21 protein-coding genes and 1 riboswitch are annotated in these 25977 nt (G+C 33.0%); of the genes, 2 read left to right on the plus strand and 19 right to left on the minus strand.

Annotated features, from left to right (window positions below):
- Positions 1-22: 22 nt before the first annotated feature.
- The 6 genes from pbfA to CN601_RS15230 are packed head-to-tail and all read right to left on the minus strand — an operon-like array spanning position 23 to position 6697.
- Complete coding sequence (pbfA, locus tag CN601_RS15205; RefSeq protein ID WP_098171512.1) at positions 23-1375, minus strand: (R)-1-hydroxy-2-aminoethylphosphonate ammonia-lyase; 1353 nt, start codon at positions 1373-1375, stop codon at positions 23-25.
- Entirely contained in the window at positions 1365-2180 is an 816-nt protein-coding gene (gene phnX, locus CN601_RS15210) for a phosphonoacetaldehyde hydrolase (protein ID WP_098171513.1), read from the minus strand. Before phnX ends, pbfA begins: the two co-directional genes overlap by 11 nt.
- A complete protein-coding gene (gene phnW / locus CN601_RS15215; protein ID WP_098171514.1) occupies positions 2177-3271 on the minus strand; it encodes a 2-aminoethylphosphonate--pyruvate transaminase in 1095 nt (364 codons plus the stop codon). The genes phnX and phnW overlap by 4 nt, the downstream gene beginning before the upstream one ends.
- 21 nt (positions 3272-3292) lie before the next feature.
- Positions 3293-4285: an extracellular solute-binding protein gene (locus tag CN601_RS15220; RefSeq protein ID WP_098171515.1), complete on the minus strand. Its 993-nt coding sequence runs from the start codon at positions 4283-4285 to the stop codon at positions 3293-3295.
- Between the two features lie 41 nt (positions 4286-4326).
- Positions 4327-5952 carry an ABC transporter permease subunit gene (locus CN601_RS15225; RefSeq protein ID WP_098171516.1) on the minus strand — a complete coding sequence of 542 codons (1626 nt, stop codon included), beginning with the start codon at positions 5950-5952 and terminating at the stop codon, positions 4327-4329.
- Positions 5945-6697: an ABC transporter ATP-binding protein gene (locus CN601_RS15230; RefSeq protein WP_098171517.1), complete on the minus strand. Its 753-nt coding sequence runs from the start codon at positions 6695-6697 to the stop codon at positions 5945-5947. Before CN601_RS15230 ends, CN601_RS15225 begins: the two co-directional genes overlap by 8 nt.
- Before the next feature lie 219 nt (positions 6698-6916).
- Between CN601_RS15230 and CN601_RS15235 the strand changes: the two genes are divergently transcribed.
- The gene (locus CN601_RS15235; RefSeq protein ID WP_098171518.1) at positions 6917-7678 is read left to right on the plus strand and encodes a DeoR/GlpR family DNA-binding transcription regulator; all 762 of its coding nucleotides are present in this window, start codon (positions 6917-6919) and stop codon (positions 7676-7678) included.
- Between the two features lie 595 nt (positions 7679-8273).
- On the opposite strand, the gene CN601_RS15245 is transcribed toward CN601_RS15235, so the two are convergent.
- The 13 genes from CN601_RS15245 to CN601_RS15305 all read right to left on the minus strand — a co-directional run bounded on the left by CN601_RS15245 (position 8274) and on the right by CN601_RS15305 (position 25227).
- Entirely contained in the window at positions 8274-9167 is an 894-nt protein-coding gene (locus tag CN601_RS15245; protein WP_098171520.1) for a WD40/YVTN/BNR-like repeat-containing protein, read from the minus strand.
- Positions 9164-9631, minus strand: a complete 468-nt coding sequence (locus CN601_RS15250) for a flavodoxin (protein WP_098117045.1) — start codon at positions 9629-9631, stop codon at positions 9164-9166. Before CN601_RS15250 ends, CN601_RS15245 begins: the two co-directional genes overlap by 4 nt.
- A 44-nt stretch (positions 9632-9675) precedes the next feature.
- Positions 9676-10071: a hypothetical protein gene (locus CN601_RS15255; RefSeq protein WP_098171521.1), complete on the minus strand. Its 396-nt coding sequence runs from the start codon at positions 10069-10071 to the stop codon at positions 9676-9678.
- Between the two features lie 480 nt (positions 10072-10551).
- Positions 10552-12174 carry a lactate permease LctP family transporter gene (locus CN601_RS15260; RefSeq protein ID WP_098117043.1) on the minus strand — a complete coding sequence of 541 codons (1623 nt, stop codon included), beginning with the start codon at positions 12172-12174 and terminating at the stop codon, positions 10552-10554.
- Between the two features lie 210 nt (positions 12175-12384).
- Positions 12385-12597: a hypothetical protein gene (locus tag CN601_RS15265; protein WP_098171522.1), complete on the minus strand. Its 213-nt coding sequence runs from the start codon at positions 12595-12597 to the stop codon at positions 12385-12387.
- 276 nt (positions 12598-12873) lie between these two features.
- On the minus strand, positions 12874-13599 hold the full coding sequence (locus CN601_RS15270; protein WP_098171523.1) for an ECF transporter S component: 726 nt from the start codon (positions 13597-13599) through the stop codon (positions 12874-12876).
- Positions 13578-15251 carry an ABC transporter ATP-binding protein gene (locus CN601_RS15275; protein ID WP_098171524.1) on the minus strand — a complete coding sequence of 558 codons (1674 nt, stop codon included), beginning with the start codon at positions 15249-15251 and terminating at the stop codon, positions 13578-13580. The genes CN601_RS15270 and CN601_RS15275 overlap by 22 nt, the downstream gene beginning before the upstream one ends.
- Positions 15224-16114 carry an energy-coupling factor transporter transmembrane component T gene (locus CN601_RS15280; protein WP_098171525.1) on the minus strand — a complete coding sequence of 297 codons (891 nt, stop codon included), beginning with the start codon at positions 16112-16114 and terminating at the stop codon, positions 15224-15226. Before CN601_RS15280 ends, CN601_RS15275 begins: the two co-directional genes overlap by 28 nt.
- Positions 16111-17031: a DUF4430 domain-containing protein gene (locus CN601_RS15285; protein WP_098171526.1), complete on the minus strand. Its 921-nt coding sequence runs from the start codon at positions 17029-17031 to the stop codon at positions 16111-16113. Before CN601_RS15285 ends, CN601_RS15280 begins: the two co-directional genes overlap by 4 nt.
- A 106-nt stretch (positions 17032-17137) precedes the next feature.
- Positions 17138-19456: an Ig-like domain-containing protein gene (locus CN601_RS15290; RefSeq protein ID WP_098171527.1), complete on the minus strand. Its 2319-nt coding sequence runs from the start codon at positions 19454-19456 to the stop codon at positions 17138-17140.
- A 149-nt stretch (positions 19457-19605) separates the two neighbouring features.
- Positions 19606-22896 (minus strand): Ig-like domain-containing protein, encoded by a 3291-nt coding sequence (locus CN601_RS15295; RefSeq protein ID WP_098171528.1) that lies wholly within the window; start codon positions 22894-22896, stop codon positions 19606-19608.
- Between the two features lie 407 nt (positions 22897-23303).
- Positions 23304-23497, minus strand: a riboswitch (cobalamin riboswitch).
- Between the two features lie 215 nt (positions 23498-23712).
- Positions 23713-24798 carry a hypothetical protein gene (locus CN601_RS15300; RefSeq protein WP_098171529.1) on the minus strand — a complete coding sequence of 362 codons (1086 nt, stop codon included), beginning with the start codon at positions 24796-24798 and terminating at the stop codon, positions 23713-23715.
- 234 nt (positions 24799-25032) lie between these two features.
- Positions 25033-25227 carry a hypothetical protein gene (locus tag CN601_RS15305; protein ID WP_098171530.1) on the minus strand — a complete coding sequence of 65 codons (195 nt, stop codon included), beginning with the start codon at positions 25225-25227 and terminating at the stop codon, positions 25033-25035.
- Positions 25228-25724: 497 nt separating this feature from the next.
- On the opposite strand from CN601_RS15305, the gene CN601_RS15310 reads away from it, so the two are divergent.
- Positions 25725-25967 (plus strand): DUF2584 family protein, encoded by a 243-nt coding sequence (locus CN601_RS15310; RefSeq protein WP_098117032.1) that lies wholly within the window; start codon positions 25725-25727, stop codon positions 25965-25967.
- Positions 25968-25977 lie beyond the last annotated feature (10 nt).

Below are 25977 nucleotides of genomic sequence, written 5' to 3' on the forward strand. Positions count from 1 at the left end.
ATATTAGCTACACTTATCCGAATTAACTAAACCTTTTCAAGCCTTCTTCAAGAAGTCCAACAGCAAACTCTAGCTCATTTTTTGTAACGATTAAAGGTGGATGCCAAGTTATGCAATTACCTCCTGAAAGCTTAAATGACAGTCCATTGTTTAAACAGTAATAAAGAATTTCTTCAGCTAATTCATCATTCTTTTCTTTTGTTTTACGAGACTTAACTAGTTCAATTGAGATTAATAGACCTGCAACTCGAATATCGCCAATTTCCTCATATTTCCCATAAAGCTCATCTAGTTTTGTCTTTACGTACTTAGATTGGATATGGCAATTTTCTTCCAAGTTATAGTCATCTATATACTCGATTGTTGAACAAATCGCTGCACACCCTAATGCTGGTTTCTCATGTGTATAGTGACCAAGTGATATTTCTTCAGCAACATCATATTTAGTACGAGTTAGTACAGCCGCTTGAGGAATTACCGCTCCACCTAGACCTTTTCCAAGAACCAAAATATCAGGTTCGATGTCAAAATTTTGATGGACATAAAACTTGCCACTTCTCATTAAAGCTGTCGGAACTTCATCAAATATTAATAAAATTCCGTGTCGATCACAAATCTCTCTTAGTCTCTTAAAGTAGGACTTTGGTGGAATATGTGTATCCGTTGCTCTAATTGGTTCTAAAAGAATAGCTCCTATTTCACCTTCGTGCTCAATCATATATTCAATATGGTCTAGGCAAAAATTGGCTACATCTTCATGGGATTCACTTTTTAATAGATTACGATATCCATTAAAAGGAATTGCTTTTAATGTACCAGGCATAAGAGGACCCATATCTTTTTTAAAAACAAATTCTCCACCAACTGAAATCGCATCTAAACCAGCACCATGGAACGATTCCCACAATGAAATAACTTTATGACGTCCAGTCACTTTTCGTGCAATTTTAAGAGCTAATCCAACTGCTGCACTTCCAGATGGCGTAAATAATACTTTATAATCTTTTGAAGTTGTTTTGTTTATTAATGCATTTGCAGCTTTAATGACTATTTCAGCTGTAAATCTTCTTGGAATAAAAGGAAGTTCATCAATTTGTCTTTTGATTGCATCAACTACATACGGGTTTTTATATCCCACTTGATGTGAGCTATTTCCATGAAAATCTAGATATTTATTCCCATTCACATCAATTAAATAGCTTCCTTTTGCATCTACAATCCCATTAAGACAAGGCGTAGACATCGATTGCTTTACAAAAACTAACTCGTCAGCTTGAATGACTTCTTTACTAATCAAATTTAATTGATCCATCCATTCTGTGCGTAGTTGACTCGAGTTAATATCGCCTTCTCTTTTAAAGTGATTAGTTAGCATTAGGCTTATTCCCTTTTAAAATTCCTTCATTTATCTTTTCAACTAACGCAGGCAACTCACTCATTTGTTTAATCGTGAAGTCTGCACCATTTTGTATAAATGATTGTTCAGTTTTCGAAATGATTGCTTCTTTCTCACTTTCTGTTAAGCTATTAAACTCTTCTAAGCTAAGTCCCATTTCTGAACTTCCTATAATGACACCAACAGACCACACACCGGCATTAATTCCTTCTTTAATATCTGAAATTGTATCTCCCACCTTCACAATTTTCCAAGGAGCTGTTAATTTCAACACCTCCATATTGTGATAAATCATATATGGATAAGGTCTACCAAATGAATTTGTATCATCAGGTGTAATATAGAAGTCTGGATAATAGCCCTTCTTCTCAGCATTTGGAACAACCACATCCATCATTTTATTTGTATATCCTGTTGTTGAACCTATTTTAAGTCCTTGATTTCTTAATTCCTGTACTGCTTCGATGACTCCAGGAATTGGCTCCGCATAATCAGAAAGTGACGACAATAGAGCTGGTTCAAAGTTTGCATAAAGTATATTCACATCTTGTTCATTAAACGGTCTCTCGTATTTTTCAATCCAAAGCTGAGAAATTCTAGGCATTGATAGCATTTCACGAATATGATCGATTTTAAGCATTCCCATAGGTGCACGAGCTTCTTCCATTGTTACGTCAATTCCGGCATTTTTAAAAATATCAATAAACACATTTACTGGTGCAAAACATCCAAAATCAACTGTTGTACCTGCCCAATCTAAAATAATTCCTTCTACTTTATTCATTTCGTCAACACTCCCATATACTCTTCGATAATGTTACATAAACTTTGAATATCTTCTTCATAAATTTCGCCTATATTTCCTACACGGAATGTATCAGCATCAGTTAGCTTACCAGGATAGATCACATATCCTTTTTCCTTTATGAAGTAATAAAAGTTTTCAAAGCTAAACTGTTCACTTGGGAATAAAAACGTTGTAATAATCGGTGATTGGTTTTCCTCATTTATATAAGCGTGAATGCCAACTTCTTTCAGTCTTTTTCTTAAAAGGCTGTTATTATTTTGATAGCGTGCAAATCTAGCTGAAACTCCGCCTTCTTCAATTAATTCATCAATCGCTTTTGAAAATGCTGCAACAACATGCGTTGGAGAAGTAAATCGCCATTTACCATCCTTGTCCATTTCCTTCCATTGATCGAATAAATCTAAAGATAAACTTCTAGCAATTCCCTCGCACTTAACAAGTTTCTCAAGTTTTGCAATGACAAAGCCAAATCCTGGAACACCTTGGATACATTTATTGGCACTACTAATCAAATAATCAATTTCCAGTTTTTGCACGTCAATTTCAATGCCACCAAAGCTACTCATTGCATCGATCATTAATGTTTTATTAAATTCTTTTGAAAGCTCAGCTACCATTTCAATTGGGTTTAAAATACCAGTTGTTGTTTCGCAATGAACCATCACGATGTGTGTTATAGCTTGATCCTTTTCAAGGATATCTCTTAGATCTTCCTCTTTTGGAAGTTCATCATATGCAATGCTATATTGAACGAAATTAAGACCTATATACTTAGCCATTTTTACGATACGCTCACCGTAAGCACCATTCGTCACAATTAATACTTTGTCATTTTTAGAGATTGTTGAACTAATAACGGATTCAACTGCAAATGTACCACTGCCTTGCATCAATACAACTGTATAATCTTCTTTTGAAGCTTTTGCCAAATCTAAAAGCTGAGTTCTAATTTTCTGTGTGATTTCTTTATAATCATTATCCCAAGTACATCGGTCAAAGAGCATTTCTTCTTTGACCGTATTTGTAGTTGTTAATGGACCTGGTGTTAGTAATTTATAATTTTTCATGACCCTTCATCCCCTTGATAATTATTTTGCAGCGTTAAAGAACTTTTGGTGATCCTCTAATAATTTAACTGATAATGGTTGACTAAATTTCATAGAATGAGCTGGTTTATGTTCGTCGCTAACAGTTTCTCCATTGTATAAAGCAACTGGGTAATCTTTGATTAAATCTTTACGAGCATCTTTAATAATAACTTCTGCCATTTTCGTTGCTAATTCATTTGATTTCTTGTCTTTTTTAACAACTGCTACTGATTCAGTTAGTGAGAAGTTTCCTTCTGTAGGATCCACATAGTCAATTGGTAAACCTGCATTTTTGTCTAATACTGCTTGGTGACGTAATCCAAATCCTGCTGCAACTTCTCCAGCTTCTACTTTCTTAATTGGACCTGAACCTGAGCTTTCTAAATGTGGACCACAGTTTGCAATTAAATCATGTAAAATTGTTTTACCTTCTGTTTCACCATATTGCGTAATAATCGCTTGAATTAATAACCATCCAGTTGAAGAATCCATGATGTTCGGGATTGAAACTAAACCTTTGAATTCTGGTTTTGCCAAATCTTTAATTGAAGTTGGCATTGGTAATCCTTTTTCTTTCATTACTTCCGTATTTACAAAGATCGCTCCCGTGTTAGCTAAAATTGGTGTATAAAACGCAGGATATTTCTCTAATGAATTTGTTTTAAATGTTAAGTCTTCAAACATATTGTTTTTTTCTTGAGCACTATCTAAAAAGTATGAACTCATTATTACTAAATTTGCTTCGATTTTGTCGCCTTCAGCCATAAGTTTTCCACCTAATTCAGAAGTACCAAATGTTTGGAATACATATTTCCCTTCATAACCTGCATTCTTTAATGCACTTTCCATTGATGTAATAGCTTCTTCATCGCCATTTGTATAAATAACAACTTTTCCTGAGGCATTCGTTTTTGAACTATTACATGCAGTTAATGAAAAAACCAAACATAATGCGAATACTGACAACATAATTCCCCTAAATTTCTTAAACATAAAATAACCTCTCTCTTTTGTTTTTTTATTAAACTTGTTGATTACCCCTGAATAACGCTTTTACGTTGAAAATAGTCGCAGATGAATTTAACGATTAAGTTCGTGAAAAAGATTAGTAGAGATAAAACAAATATTTCATCATATTTTTGGAAATGCTGTAGCTCTTTAATTTTGCTTGCAACTAAGGAAGTTTCAGCTGTTATTAAGAAAATGATCCCACTTACCGTTACCATTGAGTTGATAAAGTAGTAGCTAACCATTTCAAAAACGGTTGATTTAGAGTTCGGTAAAACAACTCTGTATATTGTCTTTATCCATGAATCTCCCATTAGTTCCCCAGTAGTCTCCCAGCCAGGATTCATTTTGGATAATGAGTTTTTCGCTAATAAATATGGTGTAGTAAAGAAGTGAACAATATTGCAAAGAATGATGATCGCGAATGTTCCTTTTAAACTACTATTATTGAAAAATAGTAAATACGATAAACCTAAAACCATACCTGGAACAGTGTTTGTTAGCATTGAAATTAAATCAATGACTAGCTTAGATTTATGTTTAATAGCTGTTCGAACATTTAATAATGCCGAGCTATATGCAACAATCGTTCCTAAAACCGCTGTTAAGATTGAGACAAATAACGAGTTTTTATAAACTCCTATTAAATCACTTGATTGAAAAGCATCGACGAAATGTTGTAGCGTAAAAGTTAATTTAAATGGATAACTAATAAAAAATGGTACGATGAACATTACTGCAAATACTGATAGAATCCCAACTAAGATGATTGTGGAAACTATTCCAAAACTAATATCTCGTAACTTGTTGGGGATCATTTCAACATTTGTAAACTTGTCATAATGAAAATTGAATTTTTCAAGATAGTTTAGCAATAAAACTCCAAAGACAGCTGGAACAAGCATTAATACCGCAATGACTGCACCATTATTAAAATTAGGAATCGCTCCAAGCATAACTTGATATAACTGGGTAGCTACAACGTAATATGTACCACCCGCAGAAGCTGGAATACCGTAATCTGTAAAGCTTAAAATGAACGAAAGAACAAAAGCTCCACCAAGCGTACCAAGTAACGGGCGAATAATTGTATTTTTAAAACTTCTAAATGGACCATCACCCATTAGTTCAGATACAACCATAAATTTTTTATCAATATATTTAAAAGAGTTATTAATTAATAGGAAAGCAGCTGGTAATGTATAGATTACATATCCGATTAACAATCCATTAAAACCATAAATTTCAAATAGATTTCTTCCGATTAATTTTGTTATTAATCCTTGTTGTCCAAAGGAATAAATAATCGCAAATCCATATGTGATTGTTGGAAGTAACATTGGAATGAGAATAACGATTTTCATAAATCCTTTTAAAGGCTGAATCAATTTTGTACAATTAATCGAATAGGCCAGAATAAAGGCCAAGACTGTACTGATACAAGCAGTTAGAGTAGAAACCTTTATACTATTAACAATTGCTTGTACTAAGTTTTTATCTGAAAGAATTGTTATATAATTGCTTATCCCAAAACCATGATCCGTTTCAAAAGAGCGATAAAATAATGAAATTAATGGCACTAATAGAAATGAGATAAATAATAGGAATATTGCTATATAAATGATTCGCATTTCTGGTTTAACTTTATGCATATTTCTCACCAAATAAGTTGTAAATATTATGTCTCTTAATTTGTAGCTGCTTTAATATAAACTCCTCTACAAAACGATTCTTTGGTTCATTTATTATTTCGCTTGGCGTACCAAATTGTGAGATTTTACCTTCATTAATAATTAAAATTTTATCTGATAAAGTTAAAGCTTCTTCTGGATCATGTGTAACGATAATAGTTGTTAGTTTAAATTCTCTTGCAATCGATTTAATGCGCTCTTTAATTGATTCCTTTATGACACCATCTAGTGCACTTAAAGGCTCATCTAATAGTAAGATTTTTGGTTTTGTTACTAATGTTCTAGCAAGTGCGACTCTTTGTTTTTGTCCTCCAGAAAGTTCCCCTATTTTCTTATTTAAATGTGGCTTTAACTCTAAAAAGTCAATATAGTCTTGTAATTCTTGATCCGAAACAAGACCTTTCTTATTTCTTAAACCGTAAACTATGTTTTCATAAGAATTTAAGTTAGGAAAAAGCGCATAATCTTGGAAAACAATATTGAATCCTCTATTTTTCATTGGTGTTTTAGTAATATCTACATCATTAAAAATTATTTGTCCTTGATCCATTTGAGTTAGTCCTAAAATAAGGTTTAATAATGTTGTTTTTCCACTTCCACTTGGACCAAGTAATGAAACAATTTCTCCTGTATTAATTTCAAGATTTATATTCGATAATACGACTTTTTTATCAAACTGTTTGCTTACGTTTTGTAGTTTCAGCAAACTGTTCACCTCCTTAAGTACAACCTAAGTATAGAATTCGTATGTAAATCCAATTAGCTTTTTAAGTAAATAATATGTAAATTATAAGTAACTTTTGCATAACTTATGCATATATTTACATTCTTTTAACCAAATATTTGCATTACTACTATTGAAAATATGCATTCATTTCAATTAAACTGTAAGCACATATTATTAAATACGAAAATAGGTGAGGTTATGTTTCCACTTGAAAGACAAAACAAAATAATTGATTTATTAAAATCAAACAATGTTTTAAAAATAACTGAATTAACGGAAGCTCTAAATATATCGACTGATACATTACGAAGAGATTTAAACCTACTGGAGAAACAAGGTAAAATAGAGAAAATATATGGCGGCGCGAAAATAGCAGAATCGAAGTTTTTTGAATCTTCTATGGAAGAAAGAATGGTAAGCCACTTAGAGGAAAAAGAAAAAATCGCCAAAAAATGTGCTGAACATATTGAAGATGGAGATTGTATCTATTTAGATAGTGGTTCTACTACACTGCAAATTGCGAAGTTTATAAGGGATAAAAAGAATTTAACAGTCGTTACAAATTCAATACCGATCATCAATGAACTAATAAATAGTTCAATTGAGCTGATCATCATCGGTGGTAAAATTAGACGAAATGAACAATCGGTTGTAACGTACGATTACTTATTTAATTTTAATGAATTAAATATTCTAAAGACGTTCATTTGCGCCAGTGGAATTACAATCGAAAAAGGAATTTCTGATTATAATTTAGAAGAAGCTATTACAAGGAAAAAAATAATCGAGTTATCAAACATAAATTATGTAGCAGCTGACAGCACTAAGTTTGGTAAAAACGTCACTGTTCACATAGCACCACTTGAAAAAATTGATTATATTATTACAGATTCTCAAATCAATAAAAGTTTTATTTCTAAATTTAATAAGACAGATACACATTTGGTCGTTGCAGAATAGAGTTATGAAAATCATGAGGGTCTCTTATTTAGGGACCCTTTTTCTTATACTTCAAATAAAGTCGGGAGTATCAATATAATAGGTAGCATTCATGAGATTTAGTGCAAATAGCAAATAAAAAATACCCAAACTAGTTGGGTATTAAGGGGATCTATTCAAAATAAGATATGATTCCAACCAAGACAACAAAAGCTACATAAACTATTAATATGCTCCCAAAAACTCGCAATTTTTTTTTGTTGAACTTCTTACCAATCTTCAAAATGATGTAAATGACAAGTGCCATAAAAAAGAACATATTTAATAAAGGTAAAATCGGGTAAATGAAATCGAACATATTAATCTCCTTTTATTCCAAATTTCATTATGGTTTTATACATTTTAAAATATATATTAGACAGTTATTATATAAATTCCTTGTTCAAGGAATTTGCCATGTAGTGCAATAAAAATATCAATATACTTTGATTCCATCATTCTATTGATGCCTTTCATACCGTTTATATAATTTAGGAGAATATCCTATTTTTTTCAAATAGACCTATACTCAAAAAAATAGAAGCCCCGATCGGAGCTTCCATTTTCCCTGTCCTTATTAACACACTCTTTTCGAATCTTTCTCAAAAAATCTAGTTTCATATTGTCCAGCTACAATGTAGTTTTCATTTTCATTACAGATTCTCCAGCCATGACCTTTTACGTAATCGCATGGGACAATTAGCTGACTTTCTAAATATACTCTTGAAACGGTGCTGTAACCAGAATCATTTTGACTTGAGCTAGTGTAGACGATTCCGTTATGTGCACAAATATCTAAGTAACTTCCATTGTTGATTGTACTGTGGCATTGATCCCAACGTCCATTTTCTGCGTAAAGACTTTTGATTGAAGAATATTCTACAACTCCGTTTCTGCCCCTACATGAACCACTTACCGTTATTAGTAAATCCTTATTCACTAGCATTGATGAAATCATTTTATCAGACTCTGTTTTTACTCGAGTGATTTTAAATGTTCCTAAGTCTAACATCCAAATGCCACCATTAATTGGATGAATTTTTGTTCCGATAAATAATGTATTTCCATGTAAGCATAGTGAGCGAATGGAAGGTGGTTTGTTGACTTTAAATGGTGAAATAATCTTCCAGGTCTCACCATAATTTGTTGATATGTAAATTACTTTATCTCCATGCGCTACGACAAGTCCTTTTGCATTACAGCATACGCTCCATACGCTCGCTTTTGTAGGAAACTGTTCGATATTCCAGTCTTTCCCTTCGTTTATACTCTTTATGAATATCCCATTATCGCCAACACCATATATTGTTCTTCCTACACATTTTAAATCACGAATCTGATTTTTTATTGTAGGGAAACTAAATGTTCGGTTTCCATCATTGTCAATGATGATTCCATTATTTACAGTAGCTATAATCGTACTACCATTTTCAGTTCTTGTTACTGCTGTAGAACTGAACATGTTATTCATACAGTTCCCTCTAATTGGTCTTCGAATTGGCTAATAAAGCTAATGGCAAATGTGACACAACTCTCTATGTCTTCTTCTGTTTCTGGTGCGAATTCTACTTTTAATCCTTCCTCTACTATTTCAGCTCCACATTCTTTTAATCGCTCTTCTAATATGTCTACTGCAGCACAAAACTTAGGATAAGCGTGATCACCAGAGCCAAATACAGCTGCTTTTTTACCAGTTAACTCTAAGTTTTCAAGGTCATCATAGAAATCTTCAACTTCATACGGAAGCTCTCCATCACCCCATGTATAAGCTCCTAATATGATTCCATCAAATTCTAATAATTTCTGAGTATTAATATTTTCAATTTCTTTCATCTCAATATCATGTCCCATTGTATCTATACTTGATTTAATTAACTCAGCTATTTCCTCTGTATTACCTGACATACTTGCAAAAGCGATTAAAATTTTAGCCATTTTTCTCTCTCCTCAAATCTTACGTTTTTATTTATGACAATTATTTAAACAGCATCTTTATTTGTAAAAAATCTATTCTTTAATTCTTTTAAACTACGTAAATCATTTGCCATTGTTAGAAATGCTTCTCGATCATTCACATCAAGTGCTTCGTTTATTTTAAAATTCAAATGATTTATTTTAAGGTCAATATCCCACAATGAACAAAGTACTCCGCTTTCATATAAACCTTCTATATCTTCAACATGTAAATAAAACTCAAAATCACTGTTATTATCAATTAAATAATACCAACCTAAGCAATCCACATACTTTCTCTCACTTGTCATTGTCCATAAATCACCTTCATTGAATTCAATCATGTGTTGATGCTTTTGACCTGGACAACAACATGTTACTTGCTGATGAAACGGCTCTAAAATAATAAAATGTTTATCCATCATCGGCCTCCTTAATGGCTCTTCTATTCTAATTCGAGCTTTTTATTTTAAATAAGGGAATCAATCATTTTCATGATATTGATAATCATTTTCAATTGTAATTTTATATGATAATGATTATCAGTGTCAATTACAAAATCAATTTTTATTACATTAAATTTTTTATACCTTGGAGTTTAGTCCTTTTTATAGTGTTTCGATTTGAGGAAAAGGCGAACAAAATATGTATTTTGTTCATAAAGATGTGTACTTTGCTCATAAAGTAGTTGTTTTTGTTCATAAAGAACTGATTTTCGTGCATAAGCTACAGTTCTTCATCTATAAGCTAATCGTTTTTGTGCATACGCTATCTATTTTCCTTCATGACATAATCTGGCCCTATGTAAGCTTGAGCATATGCCCTTATCTTTCAATGTGAATACGTTTGAAAACGCAAAAAAAACCATAAGAAATAATATCTTATGGTTCAAATTCCTATCCTTAAAATATAGTCCAGCTAACAATACCTATTAAAACTAATAGTGACAGGCTGTACTTTACTGTCATTTTAAAGAGCTTTGATTCTTGTCCAACAAGGCCAACTGCTGCTGTTGCGACTGCTACTGATTGTGGGGAAATCATTTTTGCCATTGTTCCTCCCATTACGTTTACGGCAACCATTGTTTCTGGGAGGATTCCGATTTGTGCTGCTGTTACGGCTTGTAATGGTGCAAATAATGATCCACTATTTACAACGGAACCTGTTAGGAATACGCCGATCCAACCAAGTATTGGTGAGAATAGTGGGAACTTGTCTCCAGTAGATGCGAACGCTAGTCCAAGCGTTGATGACATTCCTGAATAGGTACAAATGTAGGCAAAAGCTAAGACGCTACAAATGGTTAGTATTGGTGATATTAATTCTTTAAAAGTTTCACTGGCGGTCTCTTTAACTAAATTCCAATTACATTTAAAAATAATAATCGTTAAAATAGCTGCTAATACAATGGCCGTTACAGTTGACGAAAATAAATCTAATTTATAAACGGCTGCATAAGGTGTATCAGTTGGAACAATTGGCGGTTTTCGAATAATTAAATTATTCAAAGCTGGTACAGGTATTAAAAATACAAGTTTCGCCAGTGCTCCTCCGGGTGCAAATAGAGCTTTAATAAAGTTTAAATTAAAAATTGTCACAAAAACAGTTAGTAGAATAAACGGTAACCATGCATAGATGATTTGATTAAATGAATATCTTTCTTCTGCGTTTGAAGCTTTACTTTCTGTTTGTTGAATTTTATAAATTTCTTTTGGACTCCATATGCGTAAAAATAATGATACTGCAACTAAACTTATTATTGCTGCAAATATATCAGCAAGTTCTGCGCCTAAAAAATACAAAACAGCAAATTGTGTAATGGCGAATGAAATTCCATTAACTAAAATGGCTGGAAGTGTTTGTCTAATTCCTTTAAAACCATCGATGATAAATACAAGTAAAAATGGTACTAAAATGCTTACTAGTGGAAGAACTAGAGCAGTATATCTACCAACTGTAAGTCCATCAAGACCAGTCAATTGTGCTGGTACATTAACAGGTATTCCCATTGCTCCAAATGCTCCACCAGCAATGTTTGCGATTAAGCAGATCGCCGCAGCATTTAATGCATTAAAACCAAGCCCAACTAGAATCGCAGCAGTAATGGCAACAGGCGCACCAAATCCTGCAGCACCTTCTAAAAATGCGCCGAATGAATAGGCCACCAAAAGAACTTGAATTCGTTGATCTTCCGTTATGGATGCGATACTTTTTCGAATAATACTAAACTGACCAGTTTTAGTAGTTAGTTTATATAGGAATATTGCTGCTAGTACGATTGATGCAACTGGCCAAATCCCTGCCAATATTCCATATACAGCAGATGACACAATCATTTTAATTGGCATTCCATAAACTAAAACTGCAACAATACCTGCAACAATAATGCTTAATGCACCTGCTATATAACCTCTTAGTTTTAAAACTGTTAATGCGATAATAAAAAATATAATTGGAATAGCTGCCATTAATGCAGAAAGCCAAATATTATGTAAAGGATTATATATTTGGGACCATGTTGACATATTTCGTTAGACTTCCTTTCCGTAAAATACCAATTCTTCATTTATACGGATAGAGTCACCAATCATTTGTTAAATATTCTACATAGTAAACTTTTAATGGATAGATTTTCTTGGAACTGGAGAGTTTTAGAAGATGTTAGATAGAAGTTTATAATTTAGATCTTATCCTAAATTAAGATAGACATTTTCTTAATTTAGGATCACATTAGTTTAACCTTCAATAGAAAAATCACTTTGTTTATTCTTCATAAAATAAGGACTTAATACAAAAATTATACCAGTTATTACGATCACTACTCCGAAAAGCACGTAATAAGTTTCATTTGATTTATTTATTAAATTGCGTACAACATCGATATATTTTAATGCACTTAATAAAATAAGTACCCCAATTAACATGTAATTTGCCTTTTTAAATTCCATTTCTCGTCCCCTCCTTATAAAAATACTATCATAATTTTATTTCGTAGACCCCCGGTAATATTTTCATAAAAAGTTCACATTTATTACTTTACAATAAAGAAAACTCTCCGATTGGCGAAGACAGAGGGGTAGTTGCACTTATACTTAATTCCTAAAATTGAAAACTACGTCGTTTGATCTTCTCCGCTGCCAATTTATACTTTCTTAATATACAAAAAAACATAACCAAATGTTATGTTTTCAGTAAATGATAGAGGCTATCGATATTTACTTTTCTTATCGACTTTCTACTAAGCCATATTTCTTCTTTATTCGTTCTAATTTTTCGATCATCGGATTAGCAAGGATCGCTAAAAAGATGACCGTTGCTAAAGCGTGACCTAGATCAAAAGGAACTCCGGATAGATATGTAGTTAGGAGAGCTTTCCAAGTTGGGTGTGAAGACCACATTAATAGTGCGCCAAAGTTTATGATTCCGCCATAGATAAAAAATGTTGATAATCCACCAAAAAGACAAAGGATAAGCCTTTTTTTTGGAAGCCTATCTTTGTGAAATATTAGTCCGGCAATAAATCCAATGATTCCAAAACAAAACATTTGCCATGGTGTCCATGGACCTTGACCAAAGAAGAAATTTGATACAAAGCCTGACATTGCTCCAACTAAAAATCCGCTTTCAGCTCCAAAGGTTACCCCGGCAATAATGACGATTGCGACAACTGGCTTAAATTGGGGGATCCAAAAAAAGGCTGCTCTTCCAGCGACGGCAATCGCACATAGTACTGCGATCACAATTAACTCCCTTGCTTGAGGTCGACGTTTTTCAAAAACCATTCCAAATGGAAGCATCGAATAGAAAATAATTAGAAGACTAATCAAATAATATTTTCTGTCATTTAATAGTAAGATTCCGCATGCAATTGTTAGGGGAATTACTATTAAAATTAGAAAGGTGGCTAGCATACTTCTTTTTCTTGATTTTATTGCATTGCCATCTTGCATAATGCAATCACATCCTCATTTGTTATGGCATTTTTAAAATATTGGCGAGAGATGCGATTTGCTGCAGTTGTATAAAAACTATTACCACCAAAGAATTCTGTAGTTGTACTTTCCGAAATTAAATTACCATCGAAAAATAGTCCACAATTGTCTGTATGTTTTGCACAAAATTCCAGATCATGTGACACCATTAAAATCGTAACACCATTTTGAGTTAGTTCTTTTAAAATGTTGGCAAACTTCTCTTTAAAACAGTTATCTAATCCTTTTGTAGGCTCATCTAATAATAGAATCTTAGGTTCTAAAAGTAATATTTTTGCTAACGCTACTCTTTGTTGTTCTCCGCCACTTAAATCATAAGGATGTTCCTTTAACAAATGCTCTATTTCAACTAAGATAGAAACATCTGAAATTTTCTTGTTCATCTCCACTTCACTTAATGTTCGATCCTTTATGATCGAAATTAAATCAAGCTCTACAGTCTTTTTCACAAATAAGCTTTGAGGATTTTGAGGTAGTACACCTAAATTTTTATGAAATAGCTCTTTATTATTGTATTTCGCAACTGGTTTTCCATTTAGTAAAACTTTTCCACGATAAGGTTTATTATTTCCTGCTATTACTGATAAAGTTGTTGATTTTCCTGTTCCATTTCCACCCATAATGGCATAAAATTTACCTTTTTGTATTTTAAGAGACAAACTTTTTAAAATATCCGTCCCATTTTTTTCGTACTTAAACCATACATCTTTCAATTCAATGGCGTTTTCGTTGTTATTCATATCGTTTTTCACTTGAGAATTCTGTTCTTTTATTGATTTACCATTAAGTAAATGATCTAAAAAATTTCTTCCGTCTCGCACGGTTACTGGGCATTCCTCATTACTAGGCAAGCTCGAATAGATTTGCATGGCACTTGGCAACGCACTTATTAAATCATTTTTTTCGTTCATTAAGCATTCACAAACACGTACAGGTGTATCGTGAACAATTATCTTACCGTTTTCCATTGCGATTACTTTATCAGCCATCGGAAAAACTTCTTCTAATCGATGTTCTGTTAAGATGATCGTAACGCCTAATTCATTATTTATCTTTTTAATTGCTTCCAAAAACTCAGCCGCAGCGATTGGGTCTAATTGTGAGGTTGGCTCGTCTAGTATTAATACTTCAGGTTGCATTGCCATAACTGACGCTAAATTTAGTAGCTGTTTTTGACCACCCGATAGCTCACTTACATTTTTCAAAAACCAATTTTGAATACCAAAAAAACTAGCCATTTCTGCTACTCTTAGCCGTATTGTTTGATTATCGATTCCAAGACTTTCTAATCCAAATGCAAGCTCATGCCACACTTTATCAGTTACGATTTGATTATCAGGGTTTTGTGATACAAAACCTATTTTGCTCGCTACTGTTCGTAAATCTAGTGATTCAATTGGTTCATTCATAAAGTTTATTTCACCACTTCGATTTCCATGAGGTGTAATAATCGTTTTTAAATGTCGTAATAATGTTGTTTTACCACAACCCGATTTTCCAATTATGACTGTAAAATCACCTCGATTTATGTTAACTGAAACATCATCAATCGCTTTATATTCTCTTTCTGGATAAGAAAAGGTTAGCTGTTTGATTTGATAGATTTCCATTTCAAATCCTCCATTACATTCAGAATCATAGGGGTAAATAAAAATAACAAGTAAGTAAAATAAACAAAAAGATTCCATATTGTTAAAGGCTTTATTAAAATGGCTGGATAGTATTTAATAGAAGTAATTCCTTGATACGTGCCAATTAAAATAATGGTAGTACAAACAATAAAGATCGCTAATACGATTCGATCTCTTTTTTCGAATTTAAAAATTGAGAATGCAGTACGGCCTCTAAGTCCATAACCGCGAGATTTCATTGAGTCGGCTGTTTCTATTCCATTTTCTAATGCCCAAGTAACTAATATGGAAATAATGTTAAGCCCATTTTTTATACGATGAAATATATTGCCATTTGAGGTAGATTTACCGATACTTCGTTGTGCTTCAGCAATTTCTTTTATTCGCATTTTAAATCTAGGAACAAATCGTAACACCATCGAAAATATTAATGATAAACTTGGAAGGATTCTTCCAAATAGATAGATAAATTTATCCGAAGTCATCACGGCATTGTAGCAAGCAAACCAATTAATGACAGTAACAAGCATACACGCTACTGCAAGACCATATAAAATTGATTCAAGTGTAATTGGATTCCCATCGTCAATATAATAAAGAATCGTCACACCTGCGTGACTAAACGTTGGATTTATGATCGCTGCAATAATCATTGTTGGAAGCATCATAAAGAAATTAAATTTGACCGATTTGACACCGTTTAAATAAATTGAATAGATGACTGCCACTAAAAGTGAAATGATTAATAGGGCAGGATGAAGAAAAAACATTGAAAAAATAATGACTGCTGTAAAATAAAACATATTTATGAAAGGATGGCAGGATGAGAAAGCATCCCTCATTGATTCTCCACTCCTTCTACATACCCTCCGACATCACGTCCTAAATCGCATGTATAAACCCATTCAATGACATCTCCATCTTTTAGTTCATAACGACTTGCTCCGTAATTTGGAAACCATCCATTTACTTTGTACATCCAACCAGAAAGCTCACCACAATCAAATTCATAAATATTATTGATTCCTTCAATATAAGCGCTATTATATGCCGGGTAAAATTCCATTTCCATTTGAATTTTGGATGCTCTCGTTTCACGTTTCAATACATCTAGAACACTTTCTCCTTCTGAAAACTCAACTGTTCTTTTTGCCATGATTACGCCATCTTTTGGCAAAACAGATAATTTATCTTCGTTAAACTTATCCATATTATTTAAAATCGTGTCACAAACAATTGAAATGGTAGCAGTTAATTTTTTAGTAGGTACAACTGCAGTATCACCAGGTTCTACTGGTTTTGGTTTATCCTTTGGTACTGGATCTGTTTGATATTTATCCTTTTTGCCACTTGCTGGTTTTTTAGTCGTTGCAACGTCATTCTTCTTTGTATCTTTCGGAGGAGCATTCGACTTCTTTTGTGTTTTATCTGTGCTACTTGATTTTTTTTCTTGAATTGGTGCTTTATTTACTTCCTTTTTTGTTTCCTCTTTTTTAGGGCTTTCCTTTTGCTCTTGTTTGACTTCATTACTTTGCTTTTTTTCAGAGGTTTGCTTTTTTTCATCACTCTGTTTTTTTTCAGTAGTTTGCTTTTTTTCTGCGCTTTCTTTTGCGTTATTCTCTTTAATTGTGTTAACTACTGATTGAGAAATTCCATCGTTTGGTACTTGCTTTTTCCCTTCAGCCGAATCATCTTTTCCACAGCCAATTAGCAATGTCGGTATAAGTATTAGAAGTATGGAAACTAGCCACTTTTTCATCGCATTCCCCTCCTTATTAAAGTATTGAAACGACCGCTAATTTAGCTAGTGGTCGTTTCAACATTAAAAAACATTTCGAGCAGATTTTTTTGACGTTAATAGATTACTATTTAACTGTTACAATCGTATTTGCACTTTTATTTCCTGCTCGATCTACTACATAAATTGTTAGTTTTGTATTTTTCTTTTGTTTTGCTATTTTTACAGAGTACGCTCCAGACGATGATACTTTTGAAGTTCCAATCTTTTTAGAGCCTTGAAGTATATAAATCGTACTATACCCTTCTGTTTTTCCAGTAACTTTCGTTGTAGAGCTTGAAATGCTCTTTACTGTCGGTTTAGTTGGAGCTGTTTTATCGATGTAAAATACAACCGTTCTTTTATTTCCTTTCAAATCAGTTACAGTGATTGTATATTTAGCAGACGCTGAGTAAACTTTACTAGATGAATAAGGATAAGACTTTCCGTTTATTGTATACGTAGCTGTTAAAACGCCAACATTATCGCTTATTTGGACTGTTTTATTTACTTTATAATAGGCATTATTTGTTACACCTTTTATCGTTGGTAATGTTTTATCAGCCTTAATAAGTGAAAGCCTAGCTTCTGCTGCAGTAAGTTTAGAAATACTTCCTACAAGTGTTTTTTGATTTGAATCAAGCGCATTGTAACCAGAACGGGCTGCTTTAATCGCCGTCTCACTTGTTAACCTGACACTTCCTACAGCTGGTAAAGCCGAAATTTTATCTTTAACAGCTTTTGCCGCATTTTTTAAATTAGTAATTGTTTTTTCAGCCGATACGAGTTTAGTTAAAGCTGTCGAACTTACGAAAGCTTTTTGTGGTGCTGTTAATCCGTTATATGCCGCTCGAGCAGCTACAATAGCTGATTCATTCGTAAGCTTTATTTGTGAAGGTAATGCATTGATTTTATTTTGAACTTCACTTGCTTTAGCTTGATTTTTTAATGTAGTAATCGCATTTTCTGCTGCGACTAATTTGTTTAATACATTAATAGAAACTTTTTCTTTTTGAGTGTGAGTTAACCCATCATACGCCTTGCGAGCTGAAACTACCGAAGCTTCGTTTGATAGTGTAATAGTAGCTGGTAGAGCATTTATTTGATTAACGACTAGATCGACTAATGTCGTTTCGTTTTTTAATGCTCTAAGTGCATCCTCTGTATCAACTAATCGATCTAAAACTACCGATGCTACTAATCCTTTTTGAGCTAGTCCTAACCCATCATAAGCCGTTCGAGCAGCAACAATTGCTGGCTCATCCACAAGTGTGATTGTTGCTGGTAATCCATTAATTTGTTTAGTGACGATCGTTACAGGGGCATCAGTCATGTTATAAAGGCTGTTTATTCCATTTAAGAATCGGTCATAAGATTCAAGAGCATAAGACCCTTGATCTGTAGCCATGCCGTCTGCGCTACCTTCTAAAACATGCTTGAACCCTCCACCGTCTACATAAAACTTAAGAAGTGCAGTCACTAAGTTTCCATTTGGCTTTACAAATCGACTATCGGTTGCTGGATTTACACCTAATGCTGTTAAAGCTACGATTGCTTGTGCAATACTTTCGCTAGATGTTGAGCCCCAGGCAGTAAATCCTCCATCTGTGTTTTGTAGGTTTGATAGTGCTGTCACTGCTCGATCAATTGCGCTACTCACCTCAGGCATTGATTCGTATGGAGCTAACGCTTGTAGTGCCATTGCAGTAATATCAGGATCTGGCGCTGAGCCAGATAAAGCAAAACCTCCTGCTTGATCAGTACCCTTTTTTATTTCCTTACTTAAAATAAAATCAATGTATTTTTCTCTCGTTGCTTGCTTGGTAGAATCTGCAATAGTAGGAATCTCATAATGATTTGAATCAAATGCGATTAAGGCAAAAATACCACCATTAATACCTTGATAAATTGTTTTAGAGTAATCGGCAAGTGGTGTTAATAAATTGTAACCACCTACATTCGTAGGATCTTTTCCTAATGCACTAAGTGCCAGTATTAACCTTGAGTATTCAGTATTTTTTGATGTGGACAACACACCTTTATCTGATTTCACTTGATCGACGATACGATTATAGTAGTTAACAAAATATTGTGCGGGTACATTATAGTTCCCCCTTGCTAAAGACAGTACTGACCATTCACCTGAAATTGTTCCAAAACTTGGATTAGGAACTTTAGATAATAAAAATCCTAAAGAATTATTTAGTTGGGTACTTATCGTCGCGTTGCTATTCGATTCACTTAGTTTCAATATTGAGTTTAGCCCTGCGCCGGCATTCTCATATGTAGTGTGAGTAGTTGATTGTCCTAAAATCGTAGCACGGCTATCTGCATGAACGGAATTAGCCGGAACAATAACTGAAAAAATAAAAAATCCTGATAATAACATCCCTGATATTTTTCTCATTTTTATACCATATCCTCTCTTCTTTTCTGAAAACCAAGACCGTAAAAATAATTGGGTTTATCATATCCTTCGACTTTAAAAAAACTGAAACGACCTCTATTAAACTAGTGATCGTTTCAATATTACATACAGCTAGAGTATTATCAGTATTATTTAACAGTTACTGAAGTTTTAGCACCCTTATTCCCTGCTCGATCTACTACATAGATAGTTAGTTTCGTTCTCTTTTTCTGTTTTGATATTTTAACAGAGTAAGTTCCACTCGATGATACTTTTGCGGAACCAATTCTTTGTGAGCCACGATAAATATAAACCGTACTATTTGACTCTGCTTTACCAGTAACTTTTGTTGAAGAGCTCTTTATACTTTTTACTGCTGGTTTAAGAGGTGCTTTGTTATCAATATAGAAGACGATGCTTCGTTTGTTCCCTTTTAAATCAGTTGCAATAATATTGTACTTACCAGATGCTGCAAAAACTTTTCCTGAATAATAAGTGTATGACTTACCATTGAATGTAAGTTTTACATTTAACAGCCCAACATTATCACTGATTTGAATTGTTTTTTTCGTTCTATAATAGGCATTATTCGAAATTCCTTTTATAGTTGGTAATGTTTTATCTGCTTTTATTACTGCTAGCCTAGACTCAGCTGAAGTAAGTCTAGTAATACTGCCTACTAGCGATTTTTGACTTGAATCTAAAGAATTATAAGCTGCTCGTGCTGACTTAATTGCCGATTCACTAGTTAATCTAACTTGTGATGTAGTTGGTAATGCAGCAATTTTATCTTTCGCAACTTTTGCGGCATTTTTTATATTCACAATTGTTTTTTCAGCTAATACAAGCTTATTTAGTACAGTAGACGTAACTAAGTTCTTTTGAGCAGTTGTTAAAGCGTTATAGTCTTTTCTAGCTGCAATTACTGCAGATTCATTAGCTAACTTGATTTGTGAAGGTAATCCATTGATTTTATTTTGAACCGCATCTGCTTTTACTTGATCTTTTAAGACAATTATTTTATTTTCTGCTGCTACTAATTTATTTAATACAGTTGTTGATACTTTCCCTTTTTGAACAAGAGTAAGCCCATTGTATGCCTCACGAGCTGATACTACTGCAGTTTCATCTGATAGCGTAATAGATGTCGGTAAAGCATTTATTTTGTTAACAACTGAGTCTATTAATGAAGCTTCGTCTTTTAAACTTTTAATTTCTGATTCTGCTGCAACTAATTTTTCTAATACAGTTTCCGTTACTTTTTCTTTTTGAGCTTGCGTCAACCCATCATATGCCTCACGAGCTGAAACTACCGTTGCTTCATCTGCTAAAGAAATAGTTGTCGGTAGGGCGTTTATTTTGACTATAACCGAGTCTATTAATGAAGCCTCGTCTTTTAAACTACTAATTTCTGCTTCCGCCGAAACTAATTTATTTAATACAGTTTCTGATACTTTTTCTTTTTGAGCTTGTGTTAAACCATCGTATGCTTCACGAGCTGACACTACTGCTGTTTCATCTGATAAAGTAATTGATGCTGGTAATTCATTAATTTTATTAATTACTGAAACAACTAGTACTGCTTCTTCTTTTAATCTAGTAATTTCTGATTCTGCTGCAACTAATTTATCTAATACCGCTGATGATAGTAATCCCTGTTGCGCTGCAGTTAAACCTTCATAAGCCGTTCTTGCTTTAGCAATCTCTGATTCATTTGAAATTGTAATTGTTGTAGGTAATGCATTTATTTGATTTGTAACTATGGTTACCGAAGCATCTGTCATGTTATAAAGACTATTTTTTCCTTTAAGAAATCTGTCATAAGATACAAGGGCATATGTCGCTTGATCTGTAGCCATTCCATCCACATTCCCCGTTAAAACATGCTTGAATCCTCCGCCATTAACATAAAATCTTAGTAATGCGGTCACTAAATTTCCATTTTCTTTTACAAATCGACTGTCTGTTGCTGGATTTACACCTACTGCTGTTAAAGCTACGATAACTTGTGAAATACTTTCGCTAGAAGTTGAACCAAATGCAGTAAATCCACCATCCGCTTTTTGAATAGTAGAGATCGCTTTTAATGCTCGATTAATTGCTGCATTTACCTCTGGCATAGATTGATATGGAGCTAATGCCTGTAATGCCATTGATGTAATGTCAGGATCTGGCGTTGTGCCAAATAAAGCAAACCCTCCTGCTTGATCAGTACCCTTCTTTACTTCTTTACTTAATATATAATTAACGTATTTTTCCCTTGTTGCTTGTTTAGTAGAATCTGCAATTGTTGGTATTTGATAATTATTTGAATCGAATGCTATTAAGGCGAATATCCCTCCGTTAATCCCTTGACTAACTGTTTTATCATAATCAGCAAGTGGAGTTAGTAAGTTATAACCACCTACATCAGTAGAATCTTTTCCTAATGCACTAAGAGCTAATATTAATCTCGCATATTCCGTATTCTTTGATGTAGATAAAACGCCGTTTGCTGACTTCACTGTATCGACAATACGATTGTAGTAATTAACAAAATATTGATCAGGTACATTATAGTTACCTCTTGCTAATGACAATACTGACCATTCACCTGAACCCGTACCAAAACTTGGATTAGGAACTTTAGTCAATATATAGCCTAGTGAATCATTTAATTGCGTGCTTATATCAACATTATTTAAAGCATCATTTAAAGTAGTCAGTGCAGTATTAACAGTAGATTGATCAACTGTTAAATTAATAAGTGCTGTATTTGCTTGATCATATGCAGTTCGAATAGATTCCTTCGCTAATAACGCATCTTTGTTAGGTGCTGAATTTACTTCAGCTACTTTTTTTAATAAAGAATCTTTATTTGCTGGTGTATAAAGTGCTTTATCCCCACCAAAACTTGAATTATCTTGTCCTAAATCTGAGCCGTATCCATAAAGTGTAAATTGCCATCTACAAACATCCCCATCTTTCGGGAATTTATCAGATGCCCCAACATTTGGAAACTCATTATTAACTGCATACATCCAACCGGACATATTATAGTAGTCAAATTCCCCTAAATAGCCCGTTTTTTGAGCGCCGTTAGCAATAATTTCTTCATTACTTAAATTCATTGCATCTTTTATGACTGTCGGAACATTTACAGAAATATTTCCATTTTCAAGTTTAACTTTTGACAAATAGAATCCTGAATTAACCGATCCGTAACTATCATAATTACTTGTCCCGCTTAAAAATCGGTCAAGAACTTTTGCATAACTTTCCCCTTCATAAAAAGGAACTTTAACTGGTTGACGAATTAACCCCGCACCTAAAGTATTTGCCTCAACTGACATCGTCACATAGCCAATTGGACTATCTGCGTGAACCGGTACAGATTTCGTTGGAATTGTAATTGAAAAAACTAATAAAACTGCTAATAATAATCCTAATATTCTTTTCATTTAAACGCGTCCTTTCTTTCATTTCTAAAAACCTATCTTTCTAATAAACTCAAATTCTTCCTCCCTTATTTTGCTTGATTTTCCGGTGTCTTTTAGTGACAAAAATTCTTCATTGCCAATAAAGAAAACCCGCCAATTATGGCGAGTCTTTAGGCGAAGATAGAGGCTTAAGTTGCACTTATACATAGAAATTAAAATTGGCAACCACGTCGACTTTTCCTCTCCGCTGCCAATTTATACATTCTTCATGTGCAAAAAAAGAGCCCTGCCTTATTTGGCAGGACTCATAGTTATCCAAAAATTAAACTGCTCCAACAGCATACTAAAAAATGCGCGTCACAGCGCTCTTATACGGCTTTCGCATAAGAACAGAATTTTTCTGATAACAAAACTTCCCTCACCGAAAGACTTGTAAAATGCAAATGGCAGGTCTCCTGACTTAAAGCTTCTAGCCTACTCCATTCATCTTCCCAGTTTCCCAGTGATTAACGTGCAATCGCACTCGAATGTTTCGTAGCTTCTTACAGTAGATGTGAGCTGTTTTGGTTTTTCACCAAATTCCCTATTAATGCAAACTGCAACCATATACTGTCTTCATTTTAACAAATGGTTTAATACTGTACAAATTAATTTTTAATTTTTCTAAATTGTTCCCTATTTTTTTCTGTTAAATTAAAATGTTGATTTTTGAATTAAAAAAAGAGGTTGTCCAATTAGACAACCTTAGGAACTCTTTTATTAATACCGATAACTTTGTGCAACGTTTTATTCTAATGATTATTAGAGGCTTCACTAAATTACTCATAAGATTAAATTTCAATCTAATTCCTTGATATATTCTTCTCTTTCTTTAAAAGCTTGTTTTACGATTTCTTTCGATACCCCATCTGGAATATGAAAGGAAATTAAATTCATATAGTCCTCCGGATATTTATTATCTAAAGAAAAAATTCTAACATTATAAACTTCAAGTTTGGCACTCGTTAAAAATTGGAGTAACTGATAGACCTGATCTACATCGTCTATATTACCTTTTAGTTGAATGTCAAAAATACTATATTCATCAGACTCGAAAGCTAAATCAAGATCCTGATTGAAAACTGGCATTTGATTTGTATTCAAATAGTCATAACCAAGACTCCTTAACCCACCTTCAAAATCCTTGAAAAGTGCCGATTCTTCAATATAGTAAGAGTATTGTGCAAAATTTGTTATATTCGGCGGTTCATAAGGTGTGGAGCTTTCACGTTCAAAATCAGACATCGAATAAATCGAATGTACATTGTCTATATCAAAAGTTATTCTTTTATTTATATCATTTGTATAGCTCATACTAATTTCTTTCACATCTAATGGCTTGTAAACATCGCTAAACTCTTGAAATTTTTTAAGCACTTCATAAATTGAATTCATTTTTTCAGTATCAAATAAATTTTTAACATTTGCACTCACAACATTTACTTTTAAATGTTGTATAACATTTCCAGTATCAGCGTAATCAAACGATTCCATATCATTTTCACTTTTAAATTCGATTGACTTTACTTTGGCTCGACTAAGAATTTCTGAATTCGATTTTTCAAAAGCCTTTTTCATTTCAAATGTTTTAGATTGGATGTCATAGTCATCTCCAATAATTTTTGTAAATAACATCCCCTTTATGTAGATGTTAAAAGTGAGCTTATTTCCCGTTCTCTTTCTAACTTTAAAATAGGTATCTCCCATGTTCCCTTCGTTTATGTTTGGTTTTTCCAAAACATCTACTTCGAAACCGTATTTGTCTTTAATATATTTTTGTGCTTTTACATCGATCGTTCCTGCCCCAACACATGCAGTCAATAAGAACATCGAAACGAAAATTAGCATTGTACAAATTGATAGTTTGATAGCTTTTATATTCAAAGAAAATTACCTGCTTTCTAGACACCAAAATCCATATTTTTCAATTAGAAAACTCTTAAAAATTCATTACTGACTAATTGATATTACCATATTTTGGAATTTATTTCGTTATATTTTGAAACTTCTTATCTTATTCAACTAATCTTCAATTTAGTTGCATAAGAAAATCTACAAACTGCTTAACTGAGCTAACAATAAAAAAGAACCCTAAATATTATGGGTTCATTTACTCTTCTATCTCCGCTGTTTCGATCCACTCACATAAAGAATAATAATGGCAAAAAGAAACATTCCACAAACAATAAATGGCATTAAGCCTGAATTATAAACCATATATATTCGAATATGACGAACCGCGTTCACAATAATAAAAATCACCATGCATATCCACAATATTGCAATGAGAGCCATATTTTTATTTCTTCGCATAAACATCAGCCCCTTCCAAAGAACAACTCCAAAAATACTGTTTATTTTATTATATAGTCGACATAGTGAATCAATGACCAATCGTTTATTTGTATGTGTAAAAGTTATTGACTCATTGGGGGTCTTGAGTTAAAAAAGTAGCGACTTGTTGATTATTTTTAACTCATAAGGAGGCTCATGAGTTAGAAAAGTAGCGACTTGTTGATTATTTTTAACTCATAAGAGGCTCATGAGTTAGAAAAGTAGCGATTTGTTGATTATTTTTAACTCATAAGCGGTTCATGAGTTACTAAATTAGCTAATTCATCATAATTTGTAACTCATAAAACCTCGCACTGTCTCCCTTACATTAAATAAGTGTTTCTAAATTATGAAATTTCATCTTCCTACCTATCTCTTTTTTGTATTCACAACAAAAATATATTAAGATATTTTTAAGTCTTTAATCTCTTCTATATTAAATAGTAAAAATCTTCAATTTAAGGAGTTTCCAAAATATGAGTATGCCATTTGAATTTAATTTTGTAATTGTAACGAATGAAAAAGCGATCAGAAAAGAAAATAATACATTCTCTTTAGAGCTTAATGGATACCACTTGTTTCCTATTGATACACCAATCAATGTAACTAGAAAGAATGATGAAAAGCCTTTTGGTATTGCTGTTATAAGGAAGATTGAATGGAAAAGTGAGAGTACATATATGGATTATGAATTAAAAGCAATTGATACGGTTAATTAAAAAATAAAAC

This window comes from Bacillus sp. AFS017336 (assembly GCF_002555445.1).
Classification (GTDB): Bacteria; Bacillota; Bacilli; order Bacillales; family Bacillaceae_G; genus Gottfriedia.